This is a genomic window from Sediminibacillus massiliensis (assembly GCF_900156915.1).
GTDB classification, from domain to species: domain Bacteria; phylum Bacillota; class Bacilli; order Bacillales; family Amphibacillaceae; genus Sediminibacillus_A; species Sediminibacillus_A massiliensis.
In genome coordinates this window covers 21,169-36,590 of sequence record NZ_LT732535.1, presented here as the reverse complement: position 1 = coordinate 36,590, position 15,422 = coordinate 21,169, and the positions used below count along the sequence as shown (strand labels likewise).

The following is a 15,422-nucleotide window of genomic DNA, read 5'->3' as shown; positions in this document are numbered from 1 at the left end:
GCCTGTCTGTCTTTTTGATAAAACTTGGCGTGAGCCAAGTTTTACACAGACTCCGACGCCGTTTCTTGCTTCTCCTGGCTAGCTTCTTCTATAAGCTTTCTTCTTAAAATTTTCCCGACAGCTGTTTTGGGCAACTCTTCTCTGAATTCATAGATTCTCGGTACTTTGTAGGCAGCCATCCGTTTCCTGCAAAATTGATCCAATTCGTCTTCTTTAACATCATAACCTTTTTTCAGAACGATGAATGCCTTCACCGTTTCTCCTCTGTAAGGGTCAGGAATACCTGCAACCGCGGCTTCCTGTATTCCTTCGAATTCATATAATACTTCCTCTACTTCTCTCGGGTAAATATTATATCCTCCAGCAATAATCATGTCTTTTTTCCGGTCGACCACATAGAAATAACCGGACTCATCCATATAGCCAATGTCACCTGTGAACAACCAGCCATCTTTAAGCACAAGGGCTGTTTCCTCTTCCTTATTCCAGTAACCTTTCATCACTTGAGGCCCTTTCACTGCGATTTCACCAATTTCACCAGGAGCAGTTTCCTCACCTGTAGCCAAATCAACTATTTTCGCCTCAGTATCAGGCCATGGAACTCCAACGCTGCCGTTCACACTGTCCTTTGTTAAAAAATTGGAATGCGTAACAGGAGATGATTCTGTCAAGCCGTACCCTTCCACCAACTTGCCTTTCGTGATTTTTTCAAACTGTTCCTGGACTTCAAGTGGCAGAGGAGCAGAACCACTGATGCAAGCTTCGATGGATGACAAGTCATATTGAGATAACTTCGGGTGGTTCAAGAGGCCGATGTAGATGGTGGGAGCACCTGGAAAGATGGTAGGTCGTTGTTTGTGAATAGTCTTTAAAACTTCTTCCGGTTCAAATTTAGGCAACAAGACCATTTTGGCACCGGTCATAACCGAGTAGTTCATCACAGTTGTCATTCCATAAACATGGAAGAATGGCAGAACTCCCAGCACAATGTCCTGGTCTTGCTTTTCTTTTCCAAGCCATGCTATCGACATCTGAACATTTGCAACAAGATTATAATGGGTTAACATTACTCCTTTCGGGAAGCCAGTCGTTCCGCCTGTATATTGCAACAACGCAATATCCTCCTGTGAATCCGTGTCACACTCCTTCAATACCAGGTCCGTTCGTGGCACGATGTTCGCCCATAGATGGGTATCGTCTGATTCTTCCAATTGAACAACCAGGTTATATTGCCTTTTTTGAATGAAAGGATAAATCAAATTCTTGGGGAAGGGCAAATATTCTTTGATTTGAGTGACGATTACATGTTCCAAATCTGTTTGCTTTTTTACATTGCTAACTTTCGGCAGCAATATATCAAGACAGATAAGAGCTTTGGCTCCGGAATCTTGTATTTGATATTTCAGTTCCCTTTCCTGATATAAAGGGTTTGTCTGGACGACAACGCCACCTGCAAGAAGCACCCCGTAATAGCCGATTACCGCCTGAGGAGAATTTGGCAGCATAATTGCCACACGATCGCCTTTTCTGATTCCTAACCTTTGAAGATACGCCGCAACATTTTTTGCCTGATCATAAACTTCTTGAAACGAGAGCTCGCCACCCATAAAATGAAGCGCTTTCATTTTTGGGATTTTCTCAGCGCTTTCTTTTAAAAAATGGTGGAGGGGTTTCTTGTCATACGACATACTAATCGGAATCGTCTCAGGATAATGCTCATGCCACAGCTTTTTATTCGCTTCACCCATAGAACAGCCTCCTTTTTATTATACTCCCCCCTATTATACTGCTTTTTTTCTGTTTGTGTAAAATTTTTCTTATTTCCAATATGAGCTATCTTTCCTATCCTGCCATATACAGATAAACCACGCCCACTATTAGAAATAGCGCCGCCACTACAGCCAGGACTTTTGCCAGTGTTTCCAATTCAACCTCTCCCTTTTATCCTATACTTGCTCCAATTACAAATGACAGACCCACAGAAATAACCATGGAAATAAATCCGACAGCTCTGTTGTCTGCAGCGATTTCGCCGTCAATTTTATATGTAGGAGTCAGAAATTCGAATATAAAGTATCCAATTAGTAGAAGCAAGAAACCAAACATACCCCAGCCAATGCTCTGGAGCAGCGTGTCATTATGTTCAATGGAATATCGGAATATATTTGCTATCCCAAAGATTTTTCCACCAGTCGCCATGGCAACAGACATATTTCCATGCTTTATTTCTTCCCAGTTTTTGTAGGAGGTCACAAGCTCAAACACAGCAAGGAACAGCACTAAACACAGAATGGATACACTATATCGGGCTGCAGTTTCCACCAGAGTATTTTCCCAAAAACCAACCATCTTCCCACCTCAGTATAATAAGTTTTCTCCTATGTAAGGTACTGCCGGGGATGTATGCATCCCCCCGGCAGTTCGTCTATATTATTTAAAATTCTAACACAGTGACACCGCTGCCGCCTTCATTCATTCCTCCGGCACGGAAATCTTTAATCCTTGGATGTCTTTTAGCAAATTCCTGGACAGCATTGCGGAGGGCTCCCGTTCCCTTACCATGGATGATGGAAACCCTTGGGTATCCAGCAAGAAGCGCATCGTCCACATACTTTTCGACCTGCTGTACTGCGTCTTCGTAACGTTCACCGCGGAGATCAAGCTCTGTCTTAACATGATAATTCGAACCTTTTACAGTTGCCATCGGCTTTTCCACCAAAGGCTGATCCCGCTTGACAAATTGCAAATCTTTCTTCTTTGCTTTAATCTTCATGATCCCGACTTGGACCATAAACTCATTCTCGTTAACTTTTTCGATAATGGAACCATTTTGGTTCAATGTCAACAATTTGACTTCATCGCCGGCTTGTAGATTTTGAGCTTTCGTTTTATTATTCGTCGCCTGTTTTTGTTCTTTTTTGCTAAGCTTCGGCTGTGCCTCATCAAACATCTTTCTTGCTTCGATCCACTCGTGCTCTTTCAGGCTTGCATTGTTTTTCATGTTCCGCAGTTCAGAAACGATTGTTTCAGCTTCTTCTCTAGCTTTTTGGACAGCTTTCTCGGCCTTTTGTTCAGCTTTTTTATATAGTTCCTCTCTTCTGGCCTCCAATTGTCCCCATTGCTTTTCCATTTCTTGTTTTAGTTCTTCCGCCTCTTCCAAAACTTTCGCTGCTTGTTCATAATCATGTTCTGCACCTCTTCTGGATTCTTCAAGTGATGCAATCATGTTTTCGACACTCTTTGAATCCGTGCCGATATGGCTTTGGGCACTCTTGATGATATCGTCATCCAACCCCAGCCGTCTGGAAATCTCGAATGCATTGCTTCGGCCAGGAACACCGATGAGCAAGCGGTAAGTTGGTTTCAGTGTCTGAACATCGAATTCAACCGACGCATTGATGACACCTTCCCGGTTATATCCATAGGCTTTCAGTTCTGGATAATGAGTGGTCGCAATTATTCTCGCGCCCCTTTGTACTACCTCATCCAGAATAGACATGGCAAGAGCGGCTCCTTCTTGCGGGTCTGTTCCTGCACCTAATTCGTCGAACAATACAAGTGTTTGATGATCGACCTTTTTAAGAATATCAACAATATTTGTCATATGGGAAGAAAATGTACTTAAACTCTGTTCGATTGATTGCTCATCTCCGATATCGGCAAAAACTTTTTCAAAAACTGCAAGTTCGCATCCGTCCAGGGCAGGAATTTGCAGACCCGATTGCGCCATCAACGTACATAGTCCTACCATTTTAAGTGTCACTGTTTTACCACCGGTATTCGGCCCTGTAATGACGATGGACGTAAAGTCCTCTCCTATTTCAATATCATTGGCAACTACTTCGTCTTCCTCGATAAGTGGATGGCGCGCTTGTTTCATCTTGATAACACCTTTGTTGTTCATTTTCGGCATTGCAGCACGCATCGACCGGCCGAGTTTCGCCCTTGCGAACATGAAATCGATTTTTCCCAGGACTTCAACATTATGGCCTAAGGGCTCCTGATCCTGTGCGATATACTCTGACAACTCTTTCAGAATGCGGTCTATCTCTGTCTTCTCTTGAACCCTTGCTTCCGACAATTGATTATTCAACTCGACAACTGCCTGTGGCTCGATGAACAAAGTGGCACCGGAAGCAGATTGATCGTGGACAATCCCGCCGATTGCCCCCCTGTACTCTTGTTTTACAGGCAGTACATAACGTTCATTGCGGATTGTCACAATTGCATCGGAAAGCATTTTAGATTTAGATCGAGTATAAGATTCCAATTTATCTCGTACTGTGCTCTCATTTGTTCTAATCTTAGAACGGATCGTCCGAAGTTTATCCGAAGCCCCGTCCATTACATGTCCATGATCGTCTATACAGCTCTTGATGCGCCTCTCCAGCTCTCCCAATGGAGTGATTTGAGAGACAAGCTCACGCAATATAGGAAGTTCCGGTTCTTCCATATCATCTATAAATGTCTTTAACTGCTTACCGCCGTAAATAGTGCTGGCAATGTCGAGACATTCCATCGGATTGAGAGTACCCCCGATAACTGTCCGTTTAATACTGGGCTTGATATCAAATATTCCACCCAAAGGTATGTGACCTTTCAGCCTCAGCACACTTGCTGCCTCATCTGTTTCAGCATGCCATCCATTTATTTCTTCTATGTCAGTAGATGGTCTCAATGCTGCTGTTTTTTGTTTCCCCAGCGAAGATGCCGCCTGTTGGTTCAATAATTCTTGTATTTTTCTGTATTCCAAAACATGTAATATTCGTTCATTCATTCTTTTTGCTCCTTTTAGAGAATCTTCTCAAAGGTCTCCACTCATGTCCTTCATTAAAGCCAATGTTTGTGAAAAAGTTCTTCTATCTATTTTTACCAAAGATTTTTTTCAGCTCATCTACAGACCAAGTATTAATTACCGTACCCGGGCTCAGCCAGCCTCTTCTGGCAGTACCTATGCCGATTTCCATGAATTCTAACGTATGGTAGCTGTGAGCGTCCGTATTCACTGCGATTTTGACTCCTTGCTCTTGTGCTTTCTTCACCCATTCCCATGATAGATCCAACCGGTTCGGGTTGGCATTCAACTCCAGGATGGTACCTGTATCTTTGGCTTTTTCGATCAATTGTTCTATGTCGACTTCATATCCTTTCCTGCGTCCGATCAGTCTTCCTGTCGGATGGGCAATTACATTGACATACGGGTTTTCCAATGCGGAAGATAACCTGTCCATAATTTTATCACCGGATTGAGTAAAACTGGAATGAATAGCCCCGATAACGTAATCCATTTCTTTCAAAAAATCGTTCTCAAAATCCAGTGTGCCATCAGGTCTGATATCCATTTCTACCCCGGCGAATATATGGAAGTCCGGGTATTTCTCGTTCAACCTGTCAATTTCCTCTCTTTGGCGTCTTAACCGCTCTTCGTCTAATCCGTTCGCCACTCTTAGAAACTTCGAGTGGTCGGTTATGGCAATATATTCATAACCCATTTTTCTGGCCTGATTCACCATTTCTTCAATTGACTGCCCACCATCACTCCAAGTGGTATGCATATGCAAGTCACCGCGGATGTCTTTCATGGAAACTAAAGGAACTTGTGACTTGAATGTTTCAAGTTCACCAAGGTTCTCCCTTACTTCCGGAGGGATGAATTCTAATCCATAATGACGGAAAAATTCTTCCTCGGTCTTAAAGGTGATCAATTCATCGGTATCGATGATTTCGACCCCATATTCATTTATTTTCTCACCATGGGATTTGGCAAGCTGCCGCATCGCAACATTGTGATCCTTTGATCCGGTGAAGTGATGAAGGGTTGTCGCATATTCTTCGTCTGTTACTATCCGAAAATCCACATTGACATCGTAACCCTCTTCTAATACAACGGAAACCTTGGTTTCACCACCAGCTATTGTTTCTTTTATATTGTCGATTCGCAATAAAGAATCTCTAACACGTTGAGGTTGTTCGGACGATATAATGAAATCGAGATCTCTAATTGTTTCACGCATTCTCCTCAAACTTCCAGCTCGGGAAAACCGGCTGATTTCAGATATTCCAGCCAAATAATCCTCTACCTTTTCTGCAATTGGAAGCATGAAAGCGATTGGCAGTCGTTCAGGACGGTTTGACGCTTCTTCCAAAGCCTTGACGATTTTCTCTGCCGACTTCTTTCCGAAACCGCTGAGCTGTTCTACTTTCCCCTTCTCACAAGCTTCCTTCAATGTCGCTGCGTCTATTACTCCCAATTCCTGATATAGCTTTGACAGTTTCTTTCCACCAAGACCAGGCAGGTCCAGCAAGGGAACCAATCCCTCAGGCACTTCTTCCTGAAGCTGGACCAATGTGTCAGATACTCCGTCTTTCACATATTCCACGATAACAGTGGCAGTCCCCTTACCGATCCCGCTTATTTTAGTGAAATCATCGATTTCCGCCAATGACCGATCATCGGTTTCCAATGCTTGTGCAGCTTTTCGATAAGCAGATATTTTAAAAGGATTTTCTCCCTTCAATTCCAGATACACAGCAATTTTCTCCAGTAATTTAATTACATCTTTTTTATTTACCGTCATTTTTATCACCGTCCAAGTTAATGTACACTTAAGTGGTTGTCATTTCGCAAATTTGTTTATTTGATACTTATAATTAAGGCAAACCGCGACATAGTGAAAATTCTCTATGGGATGGATTCCTGAATTGTTCTGATTAAAGTAGAGTGTGTGTACTCGTTGTGGCAGAAAACTTCGTTATTAAGTTTTTTCTGAATTTGGTTAGGAAAACTCCATGTTAGACACACATAGGACCCAATTTCACTTTATCCGGAGATCTATTATGAAGCGAAGGAAAAATGCGAGACTCCTTGAAAATAAAGTTCCATTTTCTGCTTGCCGTTTAATTCTTGGATGCCTTTCAAAGTCCTGGGGAAGAGCAGCTTCCGAAGACCCCGCAAAGAGTTTTCTCTNGGTCTTAAAGGTGATCAATTCATCGGTATCGATGATTTCGACCCCATATTCATTTATTTTCTCACCATGGGATTTGGCAAGCTGCCGCATCGCAACATTGTGATCCTTTGATCCGGTGAAGTGATGAAGGGTTGTCGCATATTCTTCGTCTGTTACTATCCGAAAATCCACATTGACATCGTAACCCTCTTCTAATACAACGGAAACCTTGGTTTCACCACCAGCTATTGTTTCTTTTATATTGTCGATTCGCAATAAAGAATCTCTAACACGTTGAGGTTGTTCGGACGATATAATGAAATCGAGATCTCTAATTGTTTCACGCATTCTCCTCAAACTTCCAGCTCGGGAAAACCGGCTGATTTCAGATATTCCAGCCAAATAATCCTCTACCTTTTCTGCAATTGGAAGCATGAAAGCGATTGGCAGTCGTTCAGGACGGTTTGACGCTTCTTCCAAAGCCTTGACGATTTTCTCTGCCGACTTCTTTCCGAAACCGCTGAGCTGTTCTACTTTCCCCTTCTCACAAGCTTCCTTCAATGTCGCTGCGTCTATTACTCCCAATTCCTGATATAGCTTTGACAGTTTCTTTCCACCAAGACCAGGCAGGTCCAGCAAGGGAACCAATCCCTCAGGCACTTCTTCCTGAAGCTGGACCAATGTGTCAGATACTCCGTCTTTCACATATTCCACGATAACAGTGGCAGTCCCCTTACCGATCCCGCTTATTTTAGTGAAATCATCGATTTCCGCCAATGACCGATCATCGGTTTCCAATGCTTGTGCAGCTTTTCGATAAGCAGATATTTTAAAAGGATTTTCTCCCTTCAATTCCAGATACACAGCAATTTTCTCCAGTAATTTAATTACATCTTTTTTATTTACCGTCATTTTTATCACCGTCCAAGTTAATGTACACTTAAGTGGTTGTCATTTCGCAAATTTGTTTATTTGATACTTATAATTAAGGCAAACCGCGACATAGTGAAAATTCTCTATGGGATGGATTCCTGAATTGTTCTGATTAAAGTAGAGTGTGTGTACTCGTTGTGGCAGAAAACTTCGTTATTAAGTTTTTTCTGAATTTGGTTAGGAAAACTCCATGTTAGACACACATAGGACCCAATTTCACTTTATCCGGAGATCTATTATGAAGCGAAGGAAAAATGCGAGACTCCTTGAAAATAAAGTTCCATTTTCTGCTTGCCGTTTAATTCTTGGATGCCTTTCAAAGTCCTGGGGAAGAGCAGCTTCCGAAGACCCCGCAAAGAGTTTTCTCTTTCTCACATAATTCGCCTGCGTCTTCTAGTTACGCTAGGTAGCACCATTCCTAGACGCATGCTTTTCGGTGGGACGAGTAATCGCAGTCCCAATGCTTTTCGGTGGGACGAGTAATCGCAGTCCCAAGGGAATAAAGAAGTCTAGTCGAGTAGTACCCTGGCTGAGGTGCTGCCCCCGGAAAGGGAGTATTTTCCCGAGAGCTGGACCCCTGCTTAATCCGACAAGGATGGAAGGAAATCATGTTATGCGAAGGTAGCTATGTCGCAGTTTGTCGATTTTATAAAGATTGATAATTCCAGCAAGCGACATACTTCACAAAAAAAGGCTGTCCCTACCAGCCGATCCTCATATCGAGGAGCATACAAGCATAATTGAGAAGCCTCTTTCCATCCCGGACCCCTAAAGATTCAAATCCGGACTTTAACTATTTTTTATTTGGTCATTAAAAAAATCAGCGACATTTTCAAACCATAAGTTCTTGATTTGATTTGAAATAAAAGGTGTGTTTTCAATGATGAAAGAGGCTATTGCAGAGTGTTCCAGAATGGTCTGCACGAACTCAACCGGCACTAATGCCCCGATGTACAAAAACAAAAACAATAGTAAGTATATTTCTATAAATCCGAGGATGCCTCCCAATAAGCTGTTGATCGAACTGAGTATGGGGAGTGCCGCAATAAAATCAAGCATCGAAGCAATAATCTGCAAAATAATTCTCGCACCGAAAAATATAATTGCAAAAGCAATGGCATTATAGAAAGCTTGCTCCATGGATGTAGAACCCAGAAAGATGGCCCATGAGGAGTCGTCTGGTAAATCAGGGTAAGGAATCCATAACTGAAGGCGTGGAGCTAGGTCATCGTAATACAATACCGCCACGATGAAGGCTGCTATAAAACCGATCAAATGGAATAACTGCAGGACAAAGCCCCTTTTTATGCCAATGAAAAATCCAAAAATAAGTATTAATAACAGTACTAAATCAATCATTTTTATCTTGTTCCCTCTTTTGTTTTATTGATCCCAGCAGTTCTGTATAATCTTCTTTCAGCTTTAAATAGTCATTCATTGTATTTACAGCTGTCAAAACTGCTAATCTTGTCGTATCCAGACTCTTATTCAATTCGTAAATATCCCGCATTTTTTGATCGACAAGGCTCGCCACCATCCTGACATGATGTGCGGGTTCTTCACCTACAATTGTATAAGAACGGTTATGTATTTCGACTGTGGTACGTGTTTTGTCTGATTGGGACACGATTATACCCCCTCGCTTATATAAAATTGTATATAGTTGAATTATCAGTAGTAGAAACGCTTCCGGTCCGGCCGCTCTGATAATAAATAACCTTTTTAAAGTTCATTTAATGGAGAAAATCCTAAACTTAATACTAACATGAACATTCCCATTAGGAAACTATTCTGTATAAAGTGCTATTTGTTCATTGGCAATTTTGCTATACTAGAAAAACACTCGTTAGAAACGGAGAGATATTTATGGGTCAAGTAGTGTTAAAAGTGAGCAACAAAGAAATAGAAAAAATGAAATCATATTATATAAATTCCCTTAAACAAAGTCCACCCGGTGCTGTATTCTCTGCGAAAACACCATCCTGTTCCATCACTGCATATAAATCCGGCAAGGTTCTGTTTCAAGGAAAGGCCCCGGAAGCAGAGGCCGGGCGATGGGGGAATCTATCCGAGCAGATGCCTGCAAAACAACGGGTCAGTAAACCATCTGCATCTCACAGCTATGCTCCGCCTTCTTCCTTGTTTACTAGTTCTCATATTGGTTCGGATGAAGCAGGAACCGGTGATTTCTTCGGGCCGATTACTGTTGCAGCCACTTATGTGTCAGCGGATCAGATCAATATGCTTAAGGCCCTAGGAGTCAAGGATTCCAAAAACCTGACCGATGAAAATATACGGATGATCGCAAGGGAGATCATAAAACAAGATATCCCTTATTCTCTGGTAATCCTGCACAACGAAAAATACAATCAGCTTCAAAGTAAAGGCTGGTCACAGGGCAAAATGAAAACAATGCTACATCACCATGCTATCAATAAACTTTCCCAAAAAATTGCCCCACTAAAACCAGAGGGAATCCTGATCGACCAATTTTCCGATCCAGCGATATATAAAAAACATCTCGCTTCTGAACGGTCGTCCCTTCAACAAAATGTCTACTTTATGACCAAGGCTGAGAGCCATTCAATCGCTGTCGCAGCTGGTTCGATCATAGCAAGGGCTAGTTTTGTAAAAGAAATGGACAAACTGTCGGAAAAGTTAGGAACGGAAATCCCCAAAGGGGCTTCACAAAAAGTGGACCGTGTAGCTGCCGCACTGATCCAGAGCAAAGGAAAACAAGTGTTATTACAATGTGCAAAGGTGCACTTTGCCAACACAAAGAAAGCAGAAGCTTATATCAAATAAGGCTTCTGCTTTCTTTTATTGATCAACCTCTTAATTCAGCTCGGTGTTCGTTTTGGACTGCTTCCAAAACTGCCTGGTAAGAAGCTTCCACTTCTTCATCAGTAAGCGTCCGATCCGGATCAAGGTACAGCAAATTAAATGCTATCGATTTTTTCCCTTCCGGCAGATGCTCCCCCTGATAAACATCGAAAACTTGAACTTCCTTAACAAGAGGACCGCTTGCCTTTTCAATTGTAGACTGTATTTCTCCTGAAGCAAGCTGTTCATCGACTACCAACGCAATGTCCCTTGAGATAGTCGGAAAACGTGGTATCTTATTGAAATTCGGTTCACTGTCAATTTGATCCAGCAAAACATCTGCATCGATATCGAATACATAAGTATCCTTAAGATCAAAATCATTTTGAGTATTCGGATGGACCTGGCCAATGAATCCGGCAGGAATACCCTCAATGAATAGCTGAGCAGTCCTGCCAGGATGCATCCCCTTCAATTGGACTTGTTTGAAATCCACCTGCAGGTCCAATTTCTCCATAAGTCCTTGGACGATTCCTTTGACCAAATAAAAATCGACCGACTTTTTCTCCTGCTGCCAAGGGTGTTCAAGCCATTGCCCTGTCACTGCACCTGCCAAACGAAGCTTCTCTTCCGGCTGGCTTGTAATTGTGCCTGCTTCGTTACTTACAAATACGGTACCCAACTCATAATAAGCAAGATTGGCCTGCTTTCTTGCCACATTGTATGAAAGGGAAGCCAACAACTCCGGAACAAGGCTCAGACGTAAGTTGCTGTGTTCTTCGCTCATCGGCATAGCAAGTCTGACTGACCCAGCGCTCTTTTCTTCTACTTCCGGACTTACCAGCATTTCAGCCCTTTCTTTGCTTGTCAGCGAGTAAGTGATAGATTCCATCAAGCCAGCGCCTTCCATAAAGTGCTTGATCTCCCTTTTAAGAGACTGCCGCTTTGTTAGGCCCCCAGCCTGGGATGCACCTTCAGGCAATGTGTATGGAAGGTTGTCATACCCGTAAATTCTGGCAACTTCCTCCACCATATCTTCAAAAATAGAAATGTCTCCCCTGCGGGTAGGTACATGGACAGTAAAAGTCGTACCATCCTGATCATACCCGAAATGAAGCTTCGTCAAAATGTCTGCGATCTCCTGTTCTGTTATTTCCGTTCCGAGCCGTTCGTTTATTTTTTCGACTGTAATGGCTACGTCTGTTTCCGAGCGGTCAAGATGATCCACTTCCGCAACCCCGGCAAGAACCTTTCCGCCAGCATATTCCGCAAGAAGTTGACAAGCCCTACGTCCTGCTCGTTTTACCCGGTTTGGATCAATTCCTTTTTCGAATCTTGTACTTGATTCACTTCTAAGGCCATGATCCTTGGAACTAGTGCGAACGGCAGAAGGTGCGAAGTAAGCTGCTTCCAACAAAACAGTTTTCGTGTCTGAGGAGACTTCTGAATCAGCTCCCCCCATTACACCGGCGATGGCTGTCGGAACTTCTCCATTTGTGATGACAAGATGGTTTTCTGCAAGATCTCTTTCCTGGTCATCGAGAGTCGTTATTTTTTCTCCTGCTTTTGCCCGTCGCACGACTACTCGTTTAGAAGCAAATTTGTCATAATCAAAAGCATGCAACGGTTGTCCGTATTCAAGTAAAACATAGTTTGTGATATCGACAACGTTATTGATAGGACGTATTCCGGCAGCCATAAGATAGTTTTTCATCCATAACGGAGAAGGTTTTACTTCGACATCTTTGATGACGAATGCCCCATAATATGGATTCAATTCGGAGTCCTCAACCTCCACGTCAATATACTCACCGGCTTTTTCCGAAACAGTGTCGACTTCTTCTTCAGGAAGCTCGACAGGAGTATTTAAAATTGCCGACGTTTCATATGCAACCCCCAACATACTTAAGGCATCCGCACGGTTAGGTGTCAATCCCAGTTCCAAAATGGCATCATCCAGATTCAACAGCTTTAACGCATCTTCACCAACTTCAGTATCGTCCGGAAATACGAATATGCCATCAGCAATATCTTTCGGAACAAACTTCTCTTCGATTCCAAGCTCCTGCAAAGAGCAGATCATGCCATTGGACTCCACCCCGCGCAGCTTGGCCTTCTTGATTTTGAAGTTTCCGGGCAATACAGCGCCAGGTTTAGCAACGGCAACTTTTTGACCCTTCGCAATATTCGGAGCTCCACAGATTATTTGCAGTTCCTCGTCTCCCACGTCGACTTGACAAAGATTAAGTTTGTCGGCGTTCGGATGTTTTTCACATTCTTTCACATAACCGACCACCACATTGGAGCTTTGTTCAGCTATATACTCAATACCTTCCACTTCAATGCCTGTTTTGGTTATTTTTTCAGCCAGTTCTTCCGGCGAAATATCTTTTAAATCTACATAATTTTTCAACCAATTCAATGATACAAACATGTGTGTTCCCCCTTATTTATGCTTTGTGGTACTGTTTTAGGAATCTGACGTCATTGGTGTAAAAATGCCTGATATCGTCTACACCGTATTTAAGCATTGCGATTCGTTCAGGACCCATTCCGAAAGCAAAGCCAGTGTATTGTTCTGAGTCATAGCCGGCCATCTCCAATACACGTGGATGGACCATTCCGCCACCTAGGATTTCTATCCAGCCTGTGCCTTTACAAACAGAACAACCTTCTCCATGACAAACTTTGCAGGAAATGTCCATCTCTACTGACGGTTCAGTGAATGGGAAAAAGCTTGGTCTAAGCCTTATTTCTCTATCTTCACCAAACATTTGCTTAGCGAATCGGTTCAAGACACCCTTCAGATCACTCATGCGTACATCTTTATCCACATATAAACCTTCCACTTGCGTAAATTGATGGGAATGCGTGGCATCATCCGTATCTCGGCGGTATACTTTACCGGGACAAATCATCTTGACCGGCTTCGCCCCCTTGAATTCACCCATAGTCCGCGCTTGGACAGGGGATGTATGGGTCCGCATCAATAATTCTTCTGTAATATAGAAGGAATCCTGCATGTCCCTGGCCGGATGCCCTTTTGGCAGGTTTAATGCTTCGAAGTTATAATAATCGGTTTCTACTTCAGGACCTTCCCGCACTTCAAAGCCCATTCCGATAAACAAGTCCTCAATCTCCTCCACAATGGAAGTCAGCAAATGAGGACCGCCGACCTTGACTGGTCTGCCCGGAAGCGTAACATCGATTGTTTCCTGTTCGAGCTTTTTCTCCAATTCTTCAGCTTCCAACTTGTCTTTTTTCGTGTCCAGTGCCTCAGCTATCGCTTCTCTTACTTTATTGGCCAGTTCTCCGATCACAGGCCTTTCTTCTTTTGACAATTTTCCCATACCTCGGAGTACTTCTGTAATTGGCCCTTTTTTTCCTAAATATGCTACTCTGATGTCCTGTAAGTCTTTTAAAGTTTCCGCCTTCTCCGCTTTCCCAAGTGCTTCGGCTTGTAATTCTTCTAATCGCTCCTTCATCTATAGGAACCTCCTTTATTATTTAAATCTAAAATCTCTTTCGTACCAGAGTCTTAAACTACAACAAAAAAGCCCCATCCCTCTACATCTAGAAAGGGACGGGACTTTAAAAAGACCGTGGTACCACCCTTGTTGACACAAATGTGCCCACTCGAGTATTGATAACGGATAAATCCGGTACGCCTTTACTTGTAATACAAGGTCCCGGCGTCGGCTCCAGAGTGAAATTTCAATAACCATCACGATAGAAATGCTTTCAGTCCAGGGCATTCCTTCCCTTTGAATCGTTTAATAATTATCTACTGGCTCTTTCTTTGCCTGTACACGTATATGAAATAACAAATCGCATATGTATGCTTATTTTCCTATTATAGAAAAGGAGAAGAAAACTTGCAACCCCTTATAACCCGCTTACAGGGATTCATGAGAGTCGGGCTGCAATATGGTACATGAGCACTCCCGCTGCAACACTTACATTCAATGACTCTGCTGCACCGTATATAGGTATTTTGATGTTCCTCGTCGCTCTTTCCAAGATTTCGGCGTCAATTCCCGCTCCTTCGTTACCCATGATTAACGCTACCTTTTCCGGAACTTCACAATCGGTGTACACTTCAGAGTTGGTCAATGCTGAAGCCCAAATTTCATAATCTTGATCCTTCAACTCCTCCATCATTTCAATTAAGTCTTTTTCTAATACTGGCACATGGAACATTGAACCTTGGGTTGCCCTGATAACTTTGTCATTATATAAATCGACCGTTCCTGTCCCGAGAACAACTCCTTCGAAACCTGCAGCATCGGCTGTCCGGATCATGGTTCCCAAATTACCAGGGTCCTGGACGGAATCGATGAGGAGGATTTTCCGGAACTGATCAAGCTTTGGCTGCTTCATTTTGATTTCTGCAGCTATTCCCTGAGGCGTTTTAGTATCTGTGACTGTTTTGAAGACATGCTCTGATACAATGGTACAAGGAAAACCCCTGCCCCACTCTGGGACCGAAGTATTTTCGTTTAAAATCAATTCTTCAATCTCCCAGTTACTCCGGTAAGCCTCTTCTACCAAATGGTAACCCTCTACCAAAAATGATTTCGATTTATACCGTTCTTTTCGTTTCTTTAATTTATTCCATTGCTTTACTTTATTATTTTGGACAGATGTAATCACTGAAATCATCCTTTTGACTAATATCTTCTATATCATACATATTTTATAGAGCTGTGGTCAAACTAT

The 15,422-nt window shown here is 42.7% G+C and carries 10 protein-coding genes, 1 pseudogene and 1 other annotated feature; of the genes and pseudogenes, 1 reads left to right on the top strand and 10 read right to left on the bottom strand.

The features are described from left to right. Positions 1 to 41: 41 nt before the first annotated feature. The 7 genes and pseudogenes from CZ434_RS00665 to zapA form a co-directional block, all read right to left on the bottom strand. Positions 42 to 1,748, bottom strand: a complete 1,707-nt coding sequence (locus CZ434_RS00665) for a long-chain-fatty-acid--CoA ligase (protein WP_077621307.1) — start codon at positions 1,746 to 1,748, stop codon at positions 42 to 44. A 193-nt stretch (positions 1,749 to 1,941) separates the two neighbouring features. Then, positions 1,942 to 2,349, bottom strand: a complete 408-nt coding sequence (locus CZ434_RS00660) for a DUF350 domain-containing protein (RefSeq protein WP_077621306.1) — start codon at positions 2,347 to 2,349, stop codon at positions 1,942 to 1,944. Between the two features lie 85 nt (positions 2,350 to 2,434). Next, positions 2,435 to 4,777: an endonuclease MutS2 gene (locus CZ434_RS00655; RefSeq protein ID WP_077621305.1), complete on the bottom strand. Its 2,343-nt coding sequence runs from the start codon at positions 4,775 to 4,777 to the stop codon at positions 2,435 to 2,437. Between the two features lie 82 nt (positions 4,778 to 4,859). After that, a complete protein-coding gene (polX, locus tag CZ434_RS00650) occupies positions 4,860 to 6,578 on the bottom strand; it encodes a DNA polymerase/3'-5' exonuclease PolX (protein WP_077621304.1) in 1,719 nt (572 codons plus the stop codon). Between the two features lie 375 nt (positions 6,579 to 6,953). Then, positions 6,954 to 7,859, bottom strand: a pseudogene (polX, locus tag CZ434_RS00645) (DNA polymerase/3'-5' exonuclease PolX); the annotation flags it as partial. Positions 7,860 to 8,669: 810 nt separating this feature from the next. Then, positions 8,670 to 9,239: a CvpA family protein gene (locus CZ434_RS00640; RefSeq protein WP_077621302.1), complete on the bottom strand. Its 570-nt coding sequence runs from the start codon at positions 9,237 to 9,239 to the stop codon at positions 8,670 to 8,672. Beyond that, positions 9,232 to 9,507 carry a cell division protein ZapA gene (zapA, locus tag CZ434_RS00635; RefSeq protein ID WP_077621301.1) on the bottom strand — a complete coding sequence of 92 codons (276 nt, stop codon included), beginning with the start codon at positions 9,505 to 9,507 and terminating at the stop codon, positions 9,232 to 9,234. Before zapA ends, CZ434_RS00640 begins: the two co-directional genes overlap by 8 nt. A 239-nt stretch (positions 9,508 to 9,746) precedes the next feature. Between zapA and rnhC the strand changes: the two genes are divergently transcribed. Then, a complete protein-coding gene (gene rnhC / locus CZ434_RS00630; RefSeq protein WP_077621300.1) occupies positions 9,747 to 10,685 on the top strand; it encodes a ribonuclease HIII in 939 nt (312 codons plus the stop codon). A gap of 22 nt (positions 10,686 to 10,707) precedes the next feature. Here the strand turns inward: rnhC and pheT are convergent, their stop codons facing one another. The 3 genes from pheT to CZ434_RS00615 form a co-directional block, all read right to left on the bottom strand. Beyond that, a complete protein-coding gene (pheT, locus tag CZ434_RS00625; protein ID WP_077621299.1) occupies positions 10,708 to 13,137 on the bottom strand; it encodes a phenylalanine--tRNA ligase subunit beta in 2,430 nt (809 codons plus the stop codon). Between the two features lie 16 nt (positions 13,138 to 13,153). Then, entirely contained in the window at positions 13,154 to 14,188 is a 1,035-nt protein-coding gene (gene pheS, locus CZ434_RS00620; RefSeq protein WP_077621298.1) for a phenylalanine--tRNA ligase subunit alpha, read from the bottom strand. A 91-nt stretch (positions 14,189 to 14,279) separates the two neighbouring features. Continuing rightward, positions 14,280 to 14,512, bottom strand: a binding site (T-box leader). A gap of 97 nt (positions 14,513 to 14,609) precedes the next feature. After that, on the bottom strand, positions 14,610 to 15,365 hold the full coding sequence (locus CZ434_RS00615) for a TrmH family RNA methyltransferase (protein ID WP_342745642.1): 756 nt from the start codon (positions 15,363 to 15,365) through the stop codon (positions 14,610 to 14,612). Between the last annotated feature and the right edge of the window lie 57 nt (positions 15,366 to 15,422).